This window comes from Dellaglioa sp. CoH-57-MRSF-17 (assembly GCF_056782015.1).
Window position 1 is genome coordinate 179,577 of record NZ_JBXAXY010000002.1, and the last position, 16,292, is coordinate 195,868.

14 protein-coding genes and 1 other RNA gene are annotated in these 16,292 nt (G+C 33.7%); 9 read left to right on the forward strand and 6 right to left on the reverse strand.

What is annotated here, in order from left to right; all coding sequences use genetic code 11:
- Nucleotides 1–12 precede the first annotated feature (12 nt).
- Genes fni through mvk form a run of 4 tightly spaced genes read right to left on the reverse strand, consistent with a single transcriptional unit; the run spans nucleotide 13 to nucleotide 4,090 of the window.
- Nucleotides 13–1,050, reverse strand: coding sequence for a type 2 isopentenyl-diphosphate Delta-isomerase (gene fni, locus AC1RPJ_RS02840; protein ID WP_481761285.1), 1,038 nt, complete (start codon nucleotides 1,048–1,050; stop codon nucleotides 13–15).
- A gap of 15 nt (nucleotides 1,051–1,065) precedes the next feature.
- Nucleotides 1,066–2,130 (reverse strand): phosphomevalonate kinase, encoded by a 1,065-nt coding sequence (locus AC1RPJ_RS02845; RefSeq protein ID WP_481761406.1) that lies wholly within the window; start codon nucleotides 2,128–2,130, stop codon nucleotides 1,066–1,068.
- Nucleotides 2,131–2,160: 30 nt separating this feature from the next.
- Nucleotides 2,161–3,126: a diphosphomevalonate decarboxylase gene (gene mvaD, locus AC1RPJ_RS02850; protein WP_481761286.1), complete on the reverse strand. Its 966-nt coding sequence runs from the start codon at nucleotides 3,124–3,126 to the stop codon at nucleotides 2,161–2,163.
- The gene (gene mvk / locus AC1RPJ_RS02855) at nucleotides 3,116–4,090 is read right to left on the reverse strand and encodes a mevalonate kinase (protein WP_481762176.1); all 975 of its coding nucleotides are present in this window, start codon (nucleotides 4,088–4,090) and stop codon (nucleotides 3,116–3,118) included. Before mvk ends, mvaD begins: the two co-directional genes overlap by 11 nt.
- Before the next feature lie 184 nt (nucleotides 4,091–4,274).
- Between mvk and AC1RPJ_RS02860 the strand changes: the two genes are divergently transcribed.
- The 4 genes from AC1RPJ_RS02860 (at nucleotide 4,275) to AC1RPJ_RS02875 (ending at nucleotide 9,837) form a co-directional block, all read left to right on the forward strand.
- A complete protein-coding gene (locus AC1RPJ_RS02860) occupies nucleotides 4,275–7,100 on the forward strand; it encodes a helicase C-terminal domain-containing protein (protein ID WP_481761288.1) in 2,826 nt (941 codons plus the stop codon).
- 64 nt (nucleotides 7,101–7,164) lie between these two features.
- Entirely contained in the window at nucleotides 7,165–7,662 is a 498-nt protein-coding gene (locus AC1RPJ_RS02865) for a cell wall elongation regulator TseB-like domain-containing protein (protein WP_481761289.1), read from the forward strand.
- 90 nt (nucleotides 7,663–7,752) lie between these two features.
- Complete coding sequence (asnS, locus tag AC1RPJ_RS02870) at nucleotides 7,753–9,054, forward strand: asparagine--tRNA ligase (protein ID WP_409022573.1); 1,302 nt, start codon at nucleotides 7,753–7,755, stop codon at nucleotides 9,052–9,054.
- A gap of 72 nt (nucleotides 9,055–9,126) precedes the next feature.
- Nucleotides 9,127–9,837 carry a DnaD domain protein gene (locus tag AC1RPJ_RS02875; RefSeq protein ID WP_481761290.1) on the forward strand — a complete coding sequence of 237 codons (711 nt, stop codon included), beginning with the start codon at nucleotides 9,127–9,129 and terminating at the stop codon, nucleotides 9,835–9,837.
- 60 nt (nucleotides 9,838–9,897) lie between these two features.
- On the opposite strand, the gene AC1RPJ_RS02880 is transcribed toward AC1RPJ_RS02875, so the two are convergent.
- Both AC1RPJ_RS02880 and recU read right to left on the reverse strand, forming a co-directional pair.
- Nucleotides 9,898–12,144, reverse strand: coding sequence for a transglycosylase domain-containing protein (locus tag AC1RPJ_RS02880; RefSeq protein ID WP_481761291.1), 2,247 nt, complete (start codon nucleotides 12,142–12,144; stop codon nucleotides 9,898–9,900).
- Nucleotides 12,145–12,179: 35 nt separating this feature from the next.
- A complete protein-coding gene (recU, locus tag AC1RPJ_RS02885; protein WP_481761292.1) occupies nucleotides 12,180–12,785 on the reverse strand; it encodes a Holliday junction resolvase RecU in 606 nt (201 codons plus the stop codon).
- Between the two features lie 111 nt (nucleotides 12,786–12,896).
- Between recU and AC1RPJ_RS02890 the strand changes: the two genes are divergently transcribed.
- The 5 genes from AC1RPJ_RS02890 to AC1RPJ_RS02910 all read left to right on the forward strand — a co-directional run bounded on the left by AC1RPJ_RS02890 (nucleotide 12,897) and on the right by AC1RPJ_RS02910 (nucleotide 16,240).
- Nucleotides 12,897–13,463, forward strand: coding sequence for an SLOG family protein (locus AC1RPJ_RS02890; protein ID WP_481761293.1), 567 nt, complete (start codon nucleotides 12,897–12,899; stop codon nucleotides 13,461–13,463).
- Nucleotides 13,464–13,529: 66 nt separating this feature from the next.
- Nucleotides 13,530–13,871 (forward strand): cell division regulator GpsB, encoded by a 342-nt coding sequence (gene gpsB, locus AC1RPJ_RS02895; protein WP_481761294.1) that lies wholly within the window; start codon nucleotides 13,530–13,532, stop codon nucleotides 13,869–13,871.
- Nucleotides 13,872–13,904: 33 nt separating this feature from the next.
- An RNA gene (gene rnpB, locus AC1RPJ_RS02900) (RNase P RNA component class B) lies at nucleotides 13,905–14,268 on the forward strand.
- Between the two features lie 91 nt (nucleotides 14,269–14,359).
- Complete coding sequence (locus AC1RPJ_RS02905; protein ID WP_409022567.1) at nucleotides 14,360–15,496, forward strand: THUMP domain-containing class I SAM-dependent RNA methyltransferase; 1,137 nt, start codon at nucleotides 14,360–14,362, stop codon at nucleotides 15,494–15,496.
- A 141-nt stretch (nucleotides 15,497–15,637) separates the two neighbouring features.
- Nucleotides 15,638–16,240: a nitroreductase family protein gene (locus AC1RPJ_RS02910; protein WP_481761295.1), complete on the forward strand. Its 603-nt coding sequence runs from the start codon at nucleotides 15,638–15,640 to the stop codon at nucleotides 16,238–16,240.
- The last annotated feature ends 52 nt before the right edge of the window (nucleotides 16,241–16,292 follow it).

Sequence of the window (16,292 nt, forward strand, 5' to 3'; positions counted from 1 at the left end):
ATGTAAACATGATTATATTTGATTTTTAAAATTTTGTAACTCAGGTGATAAAATCATTCTAATTTTTGTTAAATCACTTAAATTTTTGGTGCCAAGTAACAGCATAAGCATGTTAATTTTTGATTGATAATCTGATATGGTATTTGTTAGCGCATCTTGACCTTGTTTATTGAGAATGTGTAAGAATGCACCAGAGATACCAACACTTTTAGCGCCTAAAGCGAGACATTTAACAATATCTAATGGGGTACGAATACCACCAGAGGCAAAAATTGTTAAGCCTGTTTGCAGAGATTTTGTATCAATGAGACTTTCAGCTGTAGTTAAGCCCCAATCCTCTAGAAAGGAGAAATCTTTAGCATGTCTACGTTCGTTTTCAATCATGGCAAAATTTGTGCCGCCACGACCAGAAATATCAACATAACGTACACCAATATCAGCTAATTGTTGAACCGTTTTATGAGACATCCCAAAACCAACTTCTTTAACAATAATGGGTACTTCAAGCTTATTTACGATTGTTTCAATATTCTTCAACCAATAAAACTCACGTTCACCTTCTGGCATAATAATTTCTTGAGCGGCATTAATATGAATTTGTAGGGCGTTTGCTTCAATCATATCAACGGCTCTTTTTGACTGATCTAGTGTTGCATTGGCGCTTAAATTAGAAAAAATGAGACCATTTGGATTCTTTTCACGAAGTATTTTAAATGTATGAGCCTTAGAAGGGTCTTTTAAGGCGATACTTTGAGAACCTGTCGCGATTGGTGTATTTGTGATAGCTGCAACTTCGGCTAATTGTTGATTTAAAATACCCGTTTGTTCACTGCCACCAGTCATAGCATTAATATAAAAGGGCGATTGAAACGAGAAATTTGGAAGCTCAACGCTAGATTGAATATCATTAATAGAAAGTTCAGGTAAATTTGAAGGAATAAGCTTGATCTCATTCAATTGATTTTTTGATTCCGTATTGAATAATTTTTCGGCGATAAATACGTGTTCATCTTTTCTGTGACTTTGAATTAAATTATCGTCTTTAATCATAAAAAACTCCTTATCCTATAAGGTCACTTTGATATCCAAAGGTTGAATATCATTTTGTGCCCAATCTTTAAATAATTCAGTACGATTTGTTTCAGAGGTTGCTAATGCAATACCGCAATCACCACCGCCAGCACCTGATGTTTTTGCGGCAGCATGTTGGGATTCTGATAAATTACAAAGGGAAGTTAATGATTCGGTTTCAATTATTACCTGACTAGCATCGGCTAATTGTTGTAAAATCATTCGATTATTTGTAATTTCTTGTTGAATAATGATGGAATTGTTTAATTTAAAGCCATCAATCATTGCAGTGACACATTTTTTTGAATCTTCTAAAAATTCAGAGTAAGTCTTTTTTTGTTTTGCTTTAAAAAGGGCCATCTTATCAACAAAAATGGAAGTTGAAGCTGGAGAGCCAGTCCAACCGATTAATAATTCTAAATCTTTAGGTTGCGGTAGGCGTTGGACAGAAAGCATAGGCCAATCCATAGATAAAAGTTCGGTTAGTGGCGTACCTTGTCTCATAATTTTTAACCATTCTCGATCAAATGAATAATAAGCAATCCATCCGCCATAAACACTAGCGGCAATATCTCCGAGTGAACCATTTCCTTGAACATCTAGGTGAGCCATTGCTGATAATTTAAATAGAGCGTTATCCGTTAATTTTAAATTATAAAATTGTGAAACGGCACGAACGGTTGCTACGGTAACCGCAGCAGAACTGCCCAAACCATATTTTTTACCATCAGTACTATCTAAATCACTATCAATATTGACATGATAATTAACCATCTGTTTTCCGATGGATTGTGCATATAATTCGGTTAAATGAATCGCCGATAATATGTAGTGAAAGGGGTTATCTCGATTATCAAAAATAATTTTTGTCCCTTGACGATACCAAGATAAAGAATTTTCTTGGTATTGTTTAGATGAAATACTACCTGTTTCTTTACTCTTTTTAATTGTTACAGTTACAAACTGATCAATAGCAACAATAATTGCTGGTGATCCAGGTTCAACAATTGCGTATTCTCCTGCAATATAAAGTTTTCCTGGTGCTTTAGCGGTGATCAAATAGCTCAATTCCTTTCAATATGGATAACACTAAATAAGTGTCGCTCCAGGTCCAGGCTTGGCAACCAAAAGATTTTTTGCACCAAAAAGTGGACTTAATTTATTTAAAATATAAGGTGTTTCAGTTTTGGAACAAATTATTTTAACATTTGGACCAGCATCCATTGTGAAGTAACAGGTAATACCTTCTTGACGCAAGTCACGAATAGCATCCATAGCACGTATGCTGTCAGGATTAAAATAAGTAAAGCTGGGATTAGCGCTTAAAGTTGTTGCGTGCATTTTCATTGCATTATTTTCAGCAATTTGACCAACTTTTTCGAGGTTTTTCTCTATAATAGCCTTTTTCATATCAATTAAATCACGTTCAGAAGATTTAACCCATTCATTGTAGAAAGGTGATGTGTCCACGGAATGTTGCATTCCAGAACGAGAATCAATCGCTTTTTCATGACTATTAATCATAATAGCAATCATTTGAAGATCCCAATCAATCGTTTCTTCAATCGGTATAGCAAAGGAGTCTTCATCATTGTGACCTTTTTCCCATTCAACTAGGCCACCAAAAATAGAGCGACTAGCTGAACCAGAACCACGACGTGCTAATCGTGATAAATCGCGTTTATTTAAATTTAAACCAATTGCTTGACTAGCAGCAAGCGCAAGTGCAGCATATGCGCTCGCTGATGACGCAAGTCCTGCTGAAGTTGGAACGTGATTTATTGATTCTACTTTAGCGTAAATATTTTTTTGTGCTTGATTACGAACAATATCTAAAAAGGCTGATACTTTGTTATCCTTTTTTTGTTTAGAATTTAGAAAGAAGGTATCTTCAGTTAGCGTATCGTCAAAAGTTACCGTAGTATCGGTATAAAAATGATCTAACGTTAAGGATAGGCTATTGTTGTAAGGAATAATTAAATCTTTATTTTGTTTACCCCAGTATTTAATGAGTGCAATATTAGTATGGGCGCGAGCTGAAATTTTATTTTTCAATATGTTGTGACTCCTTTTTAAGGGGTTGAATCCAAGTTGCAATGGCACCATTACGATTTAAGAGATGGCTTAGATTTAAAGCTTCTTCGGGTGTTTTAACTAGGGCTATCATACAGCCACCGCCACCACCACCGGTAAGTTTGGCACCTAAAGCGCCATTTTCTAGACTTGTTTTGACAAGTGCATCTAATTTGGGATGACTAACACCTAAAGATTTTAGTAAATGATGAGCCCTAGATAATGTGTGTCCTAAACTTATAGCATCATCTGTCGCAATTTGTGCCTTAGCCATACTTGTTAATTGACCAAGTTCGGAAATTATTTTTTCAGTAACGTCAGGACTTGATAAGACGCGATCACGAACTTGACCAACAGTTAAACCCGTTTGGCCCTTGATTCCCGTATCAGCAATCACTAAGGTTGCCTCTATGTTTAATGGGACAGGGTAAGCCTCTTGGTGCTTAATGAACCAAATGGGATCGCGGCTACTGGTTGTTGCGGCATCGATACCACTTGGAGAACCATGTGTGGTTGTTTCAGCGATATTGGCAATAAGTAGAAGTTCATCGCGTTCGATTTTCGTATCAAAAAAAGCGTACAAACTTCGAATTATGGCAATAACTGTGGCAGCGGAAGAACCCATCCCTCGTTCAGATGGGATGTCACTTTCAATCGTTAATTTAAATGATTGATGTCGTTTATTCAATGATTTTAAAATGTACTGGATAACTTGCTTAATGCCACGCATATTCATGGGAACATTTTTCAGTTCACCACTATAAAAACGACTTGTGATCCATTGTTTATCTGCCATTGCTTCCGTTAAAACTGATATTTTAACATTTGGTAAAGGGAGGGCAATAGCGGGTTGGCTATAAACAACAGAGTGTTCGCCGATTAATATAATTTTAGCATGGCTAGTACCAAGAAATTTTGCTTCTGTATTATCTGACAAATTGTTCAAAAAAAGAGTCCTCTCTAGATGAATTTACTTCCATTATCATACCTTAAAATTGTCGTTATAGCTATAATGGACTGGATGAACTTTGAGAATTTATAATGATTTAGTTTTTGGCATATGATTCTTTAATCAATATGGTAAAATAAACATAAATGCGTTAACTTAAAAAGACTGGTGATAAACTTCAATGAATAAAAATACGATTTATGCTGTAGTGGATATTGAAACGACGGGAACAAATCTTAAAAGTGGCGATCGAATGATCCAATTTGGTTGCGTTTTAGTTCAAAAAAATCAAATAATAAATTCTTTCTCGTTTGATATTAATCCTGGTATGGCAATTCCGAAAGTTATTACAGAATTAACAGGGATTACAAACCGTCAAATCAGAAAGGCTGCCTATTTTGAAGACGTCGCCGCAACGATTTACGCGATTCTCCAAGATACAGTTTTTGTTGCGCATAATATTAACTTTGATTTGCCATTTATCAATAGTGAGTTAGAAAGAGTTGGCTATCCTGCATTATCAATAAAAGGTGTCGATACTGTACAGCTTAGTCAAATCTTATTGCCAACAGCACCCAGTTTTAAATTAAAAGATCTGAGTCGATATTTGAATCTGACTCACGAAAATCCGCATCATGCCGATAGTGATGCCCATGTGACAGCTGAGTTATTTATCTTCTTATTAACTCGACTAGAAACGATTCCAAGAGAAACCTTATTTGAAATAAATCGTTTAAGTTCATTTTTATTAAGAAATACAAATGAATTATTTTCTGATGCGTACAGTGATAAAAATAGAAGACAGGAAAGACTACCAGATCATCTATACATTGTTGGAGGGATTGTCCTTCAACGTAGGAAACAAGATACATTTAATTTAACGAATTATGTTTATCCTGAAGCAGAAGTAGATAAGAAAAAAATATTTGAAAAACAATTAAGTTGGCGACCTGAACAAGCAAAGATGATGGACCTTATTTCTGAACATTTAAAAAGTGGAAATCGAACATTAATTATTGAGGCTCCTACAGGAATCGGTAAAACATTAGGTTATTTAATTCCAGCAGCTTATCATGCTCAAAATCGCAAACAAATTGTGATTAGTAGTGCGACAACATTACTTCAAACCCAGTTGATGAATCAGGCATTACCGTTACTTAACAAATTATTGCCTTTTCAAACAGCTGCAGTAAATTTGAAGGGCAGTAACCATTATATAAATTTAGCGGCGTTTAAAAAAGAATTAACACAAAAAGAAACCTCTGGACAGATAGCTTTAATGAAAATACGTATCTTAGTATGGCTGACAATGACTAAAACTGGTGAACTTGATGAATTAAAACTTTCAAGTTATCAAAATCCCATTTTTAATCAAATTGAACATCAAGGGGTTGGGAGTTTAGTATTAACTGATCAATTTTTTGAAGTTGACTTTATTAATACGTTATATAAACAAGTTGAATCGTCAGCAATTATTTTTACAAATCATGCTTTTTTAATGAAGCATCCTGGTTTATTTAACTCAGATCGTACAAAACTTGCGCCTGAATTAATTGTAGATGAAGCACAGCATCTTGCTGATGTTGCTCTACAGTCAAATAAAGGACGCATTCGATTCTGGAAAATTATTAATATGTGTGATTCATTATTGACTAGCATACAAAGTTCACAAAAATTTTCTTTTAATGACTTAATGGCAATTAATTTCTTAACAGCTAGTGAAAACAATCAATTATTAACAGAAATTAGGAAATTACGGGAATCAGTTGAGTTACTCATCAGACAATTTTCAAGAGAATATGGTCGACAAATTAGTAGGAATTCAGCAGCAAAAAATGAAACGACCGGAAAAGCAATTATTTTAAAATCAACTGAGCTAATTGGATTGATTAATCGAAATAAAATTATGCTTGAATCTGTTTTAAAAGTGATAACTGTTTTAAAAAGAGATGATGCCATTTTACGAGATCGTTATATCGCTGCAAAAAGCCAACAAAATATCGGCCAAGATGAGCAACAGCTTTTGAATCGTGTTCATAACTTTTTTAAGCAATTATTTGCAGAAACTGAGGGCTGGACTATATTTGAACAAAATCAAGACAAGCTAAATGAAAAGGTGCTTTGGTTAAGTTTTCCGATTAACGGACAAACAGACAAAATGCAATTTGAATTTAGTTTATCAGATGCAACTCATTTTCTTTCTGAAGTAATTTATCGGCACTTTAATCACCTGACGTTTACTGGGGCGACTTTGTTACTACCAGGTAATCCTGATTACATTATTGATCAGCTAGATATACAAGATGATAATTACAAAATCAAAAAATTAGGGAGTCCTTTTGATTATAGTAACCAAGCTAAATTGTATGTAGCAAGTGATGCTTTTGATGTTCGATCATCAAAAGAGCTTTATGAATCTTACTTGGCTGATTCAGTTTATGAGATTATAAAATCACAACGTAAACAAACGTTAATTTTATTTAATTCGCTTGATACGATAGCAAATGTTTATGGGTTATTAACAAAAAGAGGGTTACATCTTGATCGTGAACTTTTAGTTCAGGGTGTTACAGGACGGCCTGAAAAATTAAAAAAACGATTTTTATTAGGTAAAGACGCTATTTTAATGGGTACTGGTAGTTTCTGGGAAGGCGTTGACTTACCAAATGATAGATTAGAACTTTTAATTGTGACGCGGTTACCATTTGAGTCTCCAGAGTCGTTAAATGTAAAGGCGAAAGAAAAAGAGTTTGAAGGTCAAGGTAGGGATGTATTCAGTGAGTATTCACTGCCTAGAGCAACAATGAAGCTTAAACAAGGGTTTGGACGCTTAATTCGGACGTCAACCGATAAAGGGGCAATGATTGCATTGGACAATCGATTGATAAATCAAAGTTATGGTAAAAAAATGATTGAAGTATTGCCGGATGAATTACAACTTATAAATGAACCATTGGCAGATATTATTATTGATTTAAAGACGTTTTTATCTAATTCTGATAGTTAATCAGAATTAGATAATGTCTGTTATAATATGACCGTATAAAACTAAGACAGGAGAAAAATTGATCATGCGAAGATCCCCCAAAAAATCAAAAAACATCGTTTTTCTTTCGATACTTGGTACGATATTAGTTATTGTGGTAAGTGCTTTTATTTTATATAATCGCGCAAAATCACCGATGGCTACAGCTGAAAAAGAAGCTGTTACAATTGCTAAAAAATACGCAAAACTAGATAAAGAAACAGCATTTTATAGATATAATAGGGATGCAACTTATTTTACAGTTGCAGGGACAACAAAAGCTAATAAAAGAATTTATGTGATTGTTGCTCAAAAAGGTGGAAAAGTTAAAGTCTTATCACAATCAAATGGTAAGACAAAAAATGATATTTTAACTTATATCTGGAATGAAAAAAAACCTAGTAAAATATTGAATGTCGGACTTGGTATATACAACGGTGTACCTGCATGGGAAGTGAGTTATTTGAACAAGAAAAAAGCTCTTTGTTATGAAACACTGCAGTTCTCAAATGGTAAAGTTTTAAAATCCGTTGAAAATATATAATTGTCTTATGGACTAATATATCTGACTAATGATATTATAAAAGGAATGAAATCGATCTAGCAACTAGGACCGTAATGAGGAGGAAGTTTATTGAAAACAATTAGTATAATTGATGCTAAAAACCATGTAGACGAAGAAGTAAAAATCGGTGTTTGGCTTACTAATAAAAGATCAAGTGGTAAGATTGCATTTTTACAATTACGAGATGGAAGTGCCTTTTTCCAAGGTGTCGTGATAAAAAGTAATGTCAGTGAAGAAACTTTTGAAATGGCAAAAGAGTTACATCAGGAATCTAGCCTTTACGTTATTGGTGAGATTCATGAAGATAAACGCTCACCATTTGGCTATGAAATTGAAGTTAAATCACTTGAATTAGTTGGTGATAGTCAAGATTATCCAATTACACCTAAAGATCATGGAACAGAATTTTTGATGGATCATCGTCATTTATGGTTACGTTCAACGAAACCATATGCAGTTATGCAAATTAGAAATGAAATTATTCGCGCAACATATGAATTTTTCAATAAAGAAGGTTTTATAAAGATTGATGCGCCTATCTTAACTGGTAGTGCACCAGAAGGTACAACTGAACTTTTCCATACTAAATATTTTGACAAAGATGCCTATTTGTCACAATCAGGTCAATTGTATGAAGAAGCTGGGGCAATGGCCTTTGGTAAAGTATTCTCATTTGGACCAACTTTTAGAGCTGAAAAATCTAAGACAAGACGCCATTTAATTGAATTTTGGATGATTGAACCCGAAATGGCATTTATGCACCAAGAACAAAGTCTTGAAGTACAAGAACAATATATTGCGTTCTTAGTACAAAATGTTTTAGATAACTGTGACTATGCTTTAGATATTCTCGAAAGAGATAAAGAAGTCTTAAAAAGTTATACAAAAACACCATTCCCTAAAATTTCTTATGATGAAGCCGTCGAATTATTACAAAATTCTGGTGAATTTCCTGATACTAAATGGGGTGATGATTTTGGATCTCCTGAAGAAACTTATTTGGCAGAACATTTCAGTATGCCAGTATTCGTTTTAAACTATCCTAAAGCAATTAAACCATTTTACATGAAACCACATCCAACGAGAGAAGACGTCGTTATTTGTGCTGACTTATTAGCTCCTGAAGGTTACGGCGAAATTATTGGTGGTTCAGAACGTGAAACTGATGTAGATAACTTAATAGCACAAATTAAAAAAGCTGGATTGAACGAAAAAGATTACGAATGGTATTTAGATTTAAGAAGATATGGTAGTGTTCCTCATTCAGGATTTGGTCTTGGATTAGAACGCGCAACAACTTGGATTACAGGTGAAGAACATATACGTGAGGCTATTCCATTCCCACGTCTATTAAACCGTATTTACCCATAAAAAAGTAGAGAAAAAGAACCTTTAAACGAAATTGTTTAAGGTTCTTTTCTTAATTAAGGAGGCATTTTCGTTATGGATGCATTTATGAGTCAATTTTTAGAAGCAGGGGAAACCCATGTGTCTAATTTAATTTTACGGAATTATCGAAAAATTGGATTATCAAGTGATGAATTAATTTTCTTAATCCATCTATTAAGCTTTAATCAAGCAGGTAATAAATTTCCAGATACAAATCAAATTGCCAGTCAAATGGGCGTGACGGCCCAGGAAACCTATACATTACTGCAGAAATTAATCGAAAAAAAAGTTATTTCTATCAAAACAATTGATGATTCAAATGGGTACAGCACCGATCAATTTGATTTTAGTGTGTTATATGAAAAATTAAATAATTTAAGTCATAGGACACAAGAAAAGGTTGAAGTTGTTAAGAGTAATAATTCTCGAAAAGAGGTTTATGAAAAAATTGAAGTTGAATTTGGAAGACCTTTATCACCAATGGAATTAGAAAGTATTAGCATGTGGATTGATCAAGACCACTATATTCCAGAACTAATTTTGATGGCGTTGAAAGAAGCTGTCCTTAATCAGGCATACAGTTTAAAATATATGGATAGAATTTTACTAAATTGGGAAAAGAAGCATATAAAAACAAGTCAAGACATAAAAAAAGATAAAGAAAAAAGACAACAACAGAACTTTTCAAATAATGTGAAGAATAATGACAATACAAAAGAATCTAATGATAAACCGGAAATACCCCTATATCATTGGTCAAATTAATGAAATAAATAAAAACCTGGCGATATTCAGAATTTTAACTGAATATCGCCAGGTTTTTATTTAACGAGTAGCAGACGAAACGGCTTTACTGCTGTCTGCTTTAGATGAAGCACTTGAACTAATAGCGGAGCTAGAACTACTAGATGAACTAGAACTTTCTGAAGAACTAGAACTACTTGAACTAGAAGAACTGCTTGAACTAGATTCTTCTGAAGAACTAGAACTATTTGATATCTTAGGAACTGAATATGAACTGCTATCTGCTGTTGTTGTTTCTGCAGTAGATGAATCTGTTAATGATAATTCGCCATTTTTCAGATAAACGTCAGAAGGTTTTGTCCAATCCGTATTTGAAACTGATTGGGAAACGTACTGCATTAAGTTTTTATAAATACCTACAGCTAGATGTTGAGAATTAACATCTAAGTAGTTATTTGCGACTAATGGTGAATCATAACCTGTCCAAACTGCAATTGAGTAATTTGAAGTATAGCCGGAAAATAATGAATCCATAACTGCGCTAGATGGAAATTTAGAAGCAACATTTGATGGATAATCAGTAGTACCGGTTTTACCCGCTTGGTAAAGACCCGGTATTTGAGCTGCCGTACCTGTACCATTAGAACTATTAATAACACCTTTTAGCATATCAGTAATCATATAAGCAGTTGATGTTTTCATTGCTCTAGTACCTGAGCTAGAATAATTTTCAACTGTACCATCTTTTCTTTCAATTTCTGAAATATAAGTCCCTTTGTGATAAGTTCCACCATTTGCAAATGCTGCATAGGCTTCTGCATTTTGAGTCGTTGACATGTTTGCACCGATACCAGATGAGTAAGTATCAACTTGATCCTTAGAGACACCAAGTTTTTTGACGAATCCTTGGGCTTTTGATAATCCAACCGCTTCAAGTGTCCGAATAGCAGGGATATTACGTGATTGAATCAAAGCATTTCGCATTGTCATTGTTCCAAGATAGCTATTATCAAAATCATTTAATTGTTTTGTAGTAGCATCAGGGTAGTAATATTTTGTATCGCTAACTTTTTGATTAGTTGGGTAGTCTAGATATTCAATAGCAGGACCGTAATCCATAATAGGTTTCATGGTTGAACCGTTGCTTCGACTAGTTGCGACAGCCCGATTATACCCGAAAGTAACATTTGTTTGTTTACGGCCACCAATCATAGCTGAAATAGCGCCAGTTTTTGAATCAACCATGGTAACAGCTAATTGCATTTTACTGTCAGGATAGACCACATAGTTATTTGTATTAGCTATATCATAAAGTCGTTTCTGAGCATCCAAATCTAAGTTTGTACGAATCTTAAGACTACTGTTATAAGGATCAAAACCTTTATCTTTAACAGACTGAATAACTTCTTTTAAATAGGAATCAGAAATTTTTGCATTATAAGTATCTTTTTCGGCAGAATGTGATGTTCTTAGGCCTGAAGTAATTGGTGTCGCTTTAGCTGTACTTGCTTCGCTTGCCGAAATTTTGTTATTTGCTAACATTGCATCAATAACTTCATTACGTCGTTCCTTTGCGTATTCTGGATGCGCGTAAGGATTATAAGAAGATGGGGCATTAGGAATACCAGCAATTAACGCGATTTGTTCTGTATTTAATTTATTCAATTTTTTACCGAAATAGTAATTTGCAGCAGTTTGCATCCCGTAAATACCATTTCCCATAAAGACTTTGTTAGCATAGAACGTTAAAATCTGAGATTTACTGTATTTACGCTCTACTTGTAATGCTAGCCATGCTTCTTGCGCTTTTCGTTTTATTGTTTGATCAGATGCTTTTGTCGAAAAGACAGATAATTTAATAAGTTGTTGTGTTAAAGTACTACCACCTTGAAGACCAGCTGATCCACCAGTGATATTTGACAAGGCTGCACCTACAATTCGCACAGGATCAACGCCATTATGTTTATAGAAACGTTTATCTTCGATTGAAACAATGGCATCTTTTAATAGTTGCGGCATGTCAGACGATTCAGCGTAGACTCTTGAAGTTCCTAAGGTAGTGATGATTTCATCATTCTTTGCATAAATGACACTTGCAGGGGTACTTTCAAGACTACTTGATGTTATTTTTGGTGAATCTTTGGCGTAATAGAAAAATAAACTGATACTAGCAATTACGCCAATAACGAATAGAGCAAGTAAGCTCAAAAAAATACGTTTAAAAAGTTTACCTTTACTATTTTTACCTTTGTTGCCTTTTTTGTTAGTGCTTATTTCTTGTTCGCGTCGCGCAACACGAGTAGTACCTTTATTATCAGCTGTTGCCATAAATAAAATTCTCCTTTAATTATATAAAGCCTTAATTATAGATGCTCTATCATTTTATCAACGTATTTTAAATAGGGAATGACCGGATTTAAAGTATATTGTATCTCGAATCCTTCAGTTTGGACTGTTTTCAATGGAATTGATTTACGACCATTAACACTCTGCTTATCCCAGTAAGTAAATAGCGTTTTTGATGGTAGTAAGTAGACCTTACCTAAGGTTGTGAACTTCATTATAACAAAACTAATTCCTCTTTGTAATACACATGATTTCATATGGTTAATTTGGTGCTCATGAAAATTACTTAACGGAAATGAAGTTTTATTTTTAGTTTCTTTAGCTTCAAAATCTAAATAGTGGCCATCGTATATGCCATTGTAGTCAGTTGTTGACGCAGTTTGAAAGTAAGCTTCTTTAATAACAGCTGCACTTCGTTTAGGATAATCAACTTTTACAATTTGAATAGGCGTTGGTTTTTTGTGAATGACAGCCATATTATGAGCAAGGTAAAATGCGTTGCTTACGTTGATATCATCCTCTAATGACATCCCCCGTTTACCAAACAACAGCATATTTGACTTTTTTTGCGTATTTAAAGGTGATTGTTCATAAAGTTTTCCATTAGGATAATTAATACTCACAGTTATTTCACGCTCCAATCTAAAATATTATAACAATAAGTGATATAATTTAATAGCTTTAAAGGATTTGGTAACATATTCTTAATATAAGAAAGGAATATTTAATCAATTATGAAGCGTTTATGGGTGACTGGTTATAGAACATACGAATTAGGTATTTTTAATGAAAATGATCTTAAAATAAAAATCATTAAAAGCGCAATTAAAAAAAATATTATTAATGAAATAGAAAATGGATTGAAGTGGGTTATAACTGGCCCTCAGCTTGGTGTTGAGCAATGGACGGCACAAATTTGCCTAGATATACAAAATGAATATCCTGATTTCAAGGTATCAGTTATGCTACCATTCAAAGAGTTTGGTAATAATTGGAAAGATGATAAAAAATTAGTTTTAAATCAAATATTAAATGATGTAGATTTTTCTGATTATGTTAGTAAGGATACCTATCAGTCGCCACAGCAATTAAAAAATTATCAAACTTTTATGATAGAACACACAGATGGCGCGTTATTACTTTATGATTCAGAAAATGAAGGCAAAACAAAATTTGATTTATTAAAAATAAAGCAAACTAAAGAAGTGAAAAACTATGCATTACGTATGATAGATTTTATGGAATTAGAAGATATTGCAAACGAAATGGAAGAGGAACAAAATAATCATTTGAATTATTAAATAATTCTGCTATAATAAACAGGTATTAACATTATTTATGAGAAATTAGTGATGAGGTGTACGAATATGACGGATGTTAATTTTGTACCTAAAGATATCTTACAAAAACATTTTGAAACAAAAATGCGTGGATATGATTCTAAAGAAGTTGACGAATTTCTTGACGATGTTATTAAAGATTATGAAACCTTTGATAAGAAAGTCAAAAAACTTCAAGAAGAAAATGATCGTTTAATTGCTCAAGTCGACGAACTTACAAAACAGGTTACTGTTGGTAAAAGTTCACAGACGACCCAAACAACATCTACAACTTCAAATATGGATATTCTTAAACGATTATCTAATTTGGAACGTCGTGTGTTTGGTGCACAGTTAGATGAGAATGAAAATTCTAGAAATCAATTTTAAATTAATTGAATGATGTAATATAGATTCAGTGTAAATTTCGGGTAATTGCGGTCTATTAAGTTAGGCTGAGGAAAGTCCATGCTTGCACAAGCTGAGATGCTTGTAGTGTTCGTGCTTGGTGAAAAAATAAGCCAAGGTACCTTCGGGTAACGGCGGATAAAATGACTAAGGCTTCGGCTATGTCAAAGTAATCTGTAAAGTGCCACAGAGACGATACAATATTGGAAACGGTATTGCTGGAACGCGGTAAACCCCACGAGTAGGCAACCCAAACTTTGGTAGGGGCGCTTCATGACGGAAATGAACAAATCATGGGGGCAGATAATATCTGGAGATAGATGATTACCACTGATTTCATCGCCTGAGATGGATGACGTACAAAACATGGCTTATAGAAATTTACATGATTTCAGGATGAACTAGGATGAAGAATTTTCTTTTATCCTAGTTTTTTTATTAAAAAAATTAAATTATAGTGAAGGTGCAAAATGGAAACTTTTAAATTATTGGCAACCGCAGCTAGCGGTATTGAGTCAATTGTTGGAAACGAACTTAAACATATGGGTTATGATGTTCAAGTAGAAAATAGTCGTGTCCGCTTCGAAGGAACAATGGAAGATGTTATTAATACAAACCTATGGTTGAGAACCGCAGATCGCGTTAAAATCATTGTTGGTGAGTTTACGGCTACGACTTTTGACGATTTATTTGAACAAACAAAAGCAATCTCTTGGGATAAGTTTTTACCATTAGATGCGGAATTCCCTGTTCAAGGAAAATCTCAAAAATCAACACTCTATAGTGTTCCAGATGCCCAAGCAATCGTGAAAAAAGCAATTGTTGATCAATTAAGTGATGTCTATCACCGTACAACACGCTTACCAGAGACGGGTTCAAAATATCCATTGGAAGTTGCTATTAATAAAGATAACGTCTTATTGACACTTGATACAACGGGTAGCAGTTTATTTAAACGTGGTTATCGTGTTGAAAAGGGTTATGCTCCTTTAAAAGAAAATATGGCAGCTGCGTTAGTTATGTTAACTAATTGGTATCCAGAAAAACCTTTTGTTGATCCAGTATGTGGTTCAGGAACAATCCCAATTGAAGCTGCATTAATGGGACATAATATTGCACCTGGTATCGGTCGTTATTTTGTATTCGAAGATTGGGATTTTGTTGAAAAAGGACTATTTGATCGTTTAAGAGAAAAAGCAAAAGGTGAAGCAAATCTTGATGTAGTATTAGATATAGCAGGTTATGATATTGATGCTGGCATGATTGAAATTGCTAAAAAGAATGCCGCTGAAGCTGGCGTCTTGGATAGTATTGAATTCAAGCAACTTGCTGCAAAAGATTTTACAACAGAAAAAGAAAATGGTGTTTTAGTCGCTAACCCACCATACGGTGAACGATTGAGCGATACTGAATCTGTACGTGTTTTATACAAACAGATGGGTGTTGTTTATAAACAAATGCCTACTTGGAGTAAATATATCTTAACAAGTGACTTAACTTTTGAAGAATATTATGGTTCAAGAGCATCTAAAAAACGTAAGCTATATAATGGCTCATTGAGAACGGATTATTTCCAATATTGGGGTAAACGTAAACCAAGAGCATAATAAATAATAAGTTTAAAAGCTATCTAATCAACGATTAGGTAGCTTTTTTTATTTAAGATAAAAAAAATAAGTGTTATCTCTTTACTTATTAATAGTAAGTGATATACTAAGTTTATTCAAATAGAGAAGGGGAAATTAATTATGAAAACTCAATTATTAGATCTTATGGAACAACGTCGTTCAATTTACGCTTTAGGGGATAAAGTAAGTCAAACACCTGATGAAATTACTGGTGTTATCGAGGATGCTATAAAGAAATCACCAACATCATTCAATAATCAAACAATTAGAGCAGCAATTTTATATGGTAAAAATTCAGACATGGTTTGGGATATCGTTGAAAAACGTCTTAAATCTGAGGTTCCTAATGCTGAAGCATATAAGAAAACTCAAGAAAAGATTGCAACATTCCGTGCTGGATTTGGAACAATATTATACTTTATAGATACTGATGTTGTTGCTCAAAATGAAAAAGATTTTGCTTTATACGCTGATAACTTCAGAGTTTGGGCAGAACAAGGTTTGGGCGGTGCTCAACAAAGTGTTTGGACAGTATTAGCTGAAAATGGTATTGGCGCAAGTTTACAACATTATAATCCACTTATTGATACTGAAATTAAAAATGCGTTTAATATCCCTGGAAACTGGGAATTACGTGCACAAATGCCATTTGGTTCAATTGAAGCAGCGGCAGGAGATAAAGATTTCATGTTAGATGATGACAGATTCTTAGTTATTAAATAATAGTTCAAAAAGATGAAACTTAAGGTTTCATCTTTTTTTATGGAAAAATATA

Coding starts and splice junctions, on each gene's coding strand:
- AC1RPJ_RS02890 (WP_481761293.1), top strand. CDS start 12,897: ATGAAGCGTTTATGGGTGACTGGTTATAGAACATACGAATTAGGTATT.
- AC1RPJ_RS02860 (WP_481761288.1), top strand. CDS start 4,275: ATGAATAAAAATACGATTTATGCTGTAGTGGATATTGAAACGACGGGA.
- fni (WP_481761285.1), bottom strand. CDS start 1,050: ATGATTAAAGACGATAATTTAATTCAAAGTCACAGAAAAGATGAACAC.
- gpsB (WP_481761294.1), top strand. CDS start 13,530: ATGACGGATGTTAATTTTGTACCTAAAGATATCTTACAAAAACATTTT.
- AC1RPJ_RS02865 (WP_481761289.1), top strand. CDS start 7,165: ATGCGAAGATCCCCCAAAAAATCAAAAAACATCGTTTTTCTTTCGATA.
- AC1RPJ_RS02905 (WP_409022567.1), top strand. CDS start 14,360: ATGGAAACTTTTAAATTATTGGCAACCGCAGCTAGCGGTATTGAGTCA.
- AC1RPJ_RS02910 (WP_481761295.1), top strand. CDS start 15,638: ATGAAAACTCAATTATTAGATCTTATGGAACAACGTCGTTCAATTTAC.
- AC1RPJ_RS02880 (WP_481761291.1), bottom strand. CDS start 12,144: ATGGCAACAGCTGATAATAAAGGTACTACTCGTGTTGCGCGACGCGAA.
- AC1RPJ_RS02875 (WP_481761290.1), top strand. CDS start 9,127: ATGGATGCATTTATGAGTCAATTTTTAGAAGCAGGGGAAACCCATGTG.